This window comes from Rhodococcus sp. CX (genome assembly GCF_015865005.1).
In the GTDB taxonomy this organism is placed as follows: Bacteria; Actinomycetota; Actinomycetes; order Mycobacteriales; family Mycobacteriaceae; genus Rhodococcus.
This window is the reverse complement of record NZ_JADZGH010000273.1, coordinates 38,017-40,140: the sequence shown is the minus strand read 5'-3', so window position 1 is coordinate 40,140 and position 2,124 is coordinate 38,017. Positions and strand designations below refer to the sequence as shown.

General features: G+C 68.4%; 2 protein-coding genes, 1 tRNA gene and 2 pseudogenes. 3 read left to right on the top strand and 2 right to left on the bottom strand.

Translation table 11 applies throughout. The features are described 5' to 3' along the window. The 3 genes and pseudogenes from I0Q12_RS34495 to I0Q12_RS31120 all read left to right on the top strand — a co-directional run. Window positions 1-228, top strand: a pseudogene (locus I0Q12_RS34495) (HNH endonuclease); the annotation flags it as partial. A 111-nt stretch (window positions 229-339) separates the two neighbouring features. Next, entirely contained in the window at window positions 340-816 is a 477-nt protein-coding gene (locus tag I0Q12_RS31125) for a DUF2243 domain-containing protein (protein WP_197257848.1), read from the top strand. A gap of 3 nt (window positions 817-819) precedes the next feature. Next, window positions 820-1,632 (top strand): cytochrome c oxidase assembly protein, encoded by an 813-nt coding sequence (locus I0Q12_RS31120; protein ID WP_197257846.1) that lies wholly within the window; start codon window positions 820-822, stop codon window positions 1,630-1,632. A 45-nt stretch (window positions 1,633-1,677) separates the two neighbouring features. Here the strand turns inward: I0Q12_RS31120 and I0Q12_RS31115 are convergent. Together I0Q12_RS31115 and I0Q12_RS31110 are read right to left on the bottom strand one after the other, a co-directional pair. Further along, a tRNA-Ser gene (locus tag I0Q12_RS31115) sits at window positions 1,678-1,768 on the bottom strand. A 54-nt stretch (window positions 1,769-1,822) separates the two neighbouring features. Further along, window positions 1,823-2,124 (bottom strand): annotated as a pseudogene (locus I0Q12_RS31110) (nucleoside deaminase); the annotation flags it as partial.

The following is a 2,124-nucleotide window of genomic DNA, read 5'->3' as shown; positions in this document are numbered from 1 at the left end:
CGCGTCGCACCGGCAGGTTCGGAGTATCCGGGCCGCACCGAATGGATCCCGCCGCCGCACATCGACCCCGAGCAGAAGCCTCGGGTCAACCACCGCCATCACCTCGGTGATCTGTTGTCGGCGGCGTTGGCGCACTATCGTGCCCGCCGCGAAACCGAGCTGCGCGAGCACCGGCGTCGATGGATGCGGGAACCGGTTGCGGATGCTAGCGGTGGCGAGGTTCCGTAACGGATCGCCGGCTCAACGAATCAACCCGTACGGACAATCCCGACTCGTTTCGGAACGACCCGTGTGGGTACCGACTCTCCTACGGCATGAACGGAAGGCGAGTGAATCCGCATGGACTCCCAGGCACGTCGCCCTACACAGCACGGCCGCAACATCGTCGCCGGGATTCTGCTCGGACTCGGTACCGTGGCGTTCCTCGACGAGGCGGTCTTCCACCAGCTGCTGCACTGGCACCACTTCTACGACAAGTCCACCTCCGATGCGGGACTCGTCTCGGACGGGCTCTTCCACGCGTTCAGCTGGTTCGCGACCGTCGCAGCCCTGATGCTGGTCTTCGGGCTGGCGCGCGACGGCACCTTCCGAGTTTCGGCCTTCGCCGCCGGCTGGCTGACCGGAGCCGGGTTCTTCCAGCTCTACGACGGCCTGTTCCAACACAAGGTGCTGGGTCTCCACCAGATCCGCTACGACGTGAACCTGACGCCCTACGACCTCGTATGGAACATCGTCGCCGCCCTTCTCTTGGCCGCCGGCATCGCGTTGTGGGTCGTGACTGCACGACGTGCCCGCCGCTCCGACGTCCACCCCTGACGCATGAACCACCACGCGGGCAGCGCCTTCCTCGGTCCGGGCGAATGGGTGACCGTCCTGCTGATTGTCGGCGCGGTCGCCGCCTATCTGCTCGCCGTCCGCCGGCTGCGGCGTCGCGAGGTCTGCTGGCCGGCGCTGCGGACGTCGGCGTGGGTGGCCGGATGGGCCTCGGTGGGCGTGGCACTCGTCGGTCCCATCGCTGATCGCGCCCACGACGACTTCGTCGCCCACATGGCCGCGCATGTCCTTCTGGGCATGCTCGGTCCACTGCTCCTCGTGCTGGCGGCACCGGTCACCCTTGCTCTGCGACTACTCCCCGTTCCCACGGCCCGGCGCCTGGCACGGGCGTTGGCATCGCCCCCGTTCGCGGTACCGACCAACCCGTTCGTCGCCGGCGTACTTGACATCGGCGGGCTGTGGGTGCTCTACCGCACCGGCCTGTACGCGGCGACGCACACCGAACCGGCACTCCATGTCCTGGTGCACGCGCACGTCCTGGCCGCCGGGTATCTCTTCACCTTCGCCGTGCTGGGTGGACCGGATCCCGCCCCGCACCGCGTCTCACCACCGTGGCGCGCCGGGGCGCTCGTACCGGCGATCGCAGCGCACAACATCCTCGCGAAGGTCATCTATGCCGATCCACCCGACGGTGTGCCCGTCGAACAGGCTCGCGCGGGTGCCGAACTGATGTACTACGTCGGGGCACCGGTGGAGATCGCGCTGCTCGTACTGGTGTGCCGCCCCTGGCTCCTGCCGCGTACCCGTGCGCGAGACAGTGCCCGATCTGTGCCCGAAGCCGATTCCCTCCCGCACTGACGGGACGAAAAAGTCCCCCACCTGCGTAAACAGGTGGGGGACTCTTGGCGGTGGCGGAGGGATTTGAACCCTCGGACGGGGGTTACCCGTCACACGCTTTCGAGGCGTGCTCCTTAGGCCGCTCGGACACGCCACCGCTAAAAGACTTTACCGGATCGCGTCGCGGAGTTGAAATCGGCTGGTCAGAGCCCTAGGCAAGGTCGCGGTGGGTGCGGAAGAAGTCCTCGAGGACCCCCGCGCATTCGGCCTCGAGAACACCACCGCGCACCGCGGGCCGATGGGTGAGGCGACGGTCGCGCACCACGTCCCACAGCGACCCTGGCCGTGACGCTCGAGCCGCCACCCGTCGCCGTACACCCGCGCGGCTTCCCGCAACGCGAGGATCTCGGCGTGCGCGGTCGGATCACCGGTCGCTTCCCGCGAGTTCGCCGCGCGTGCCAGCTCGGTGCCGTCGGCCGCGAAGACCACCGCACCCACCGGGACGTCCCCGGC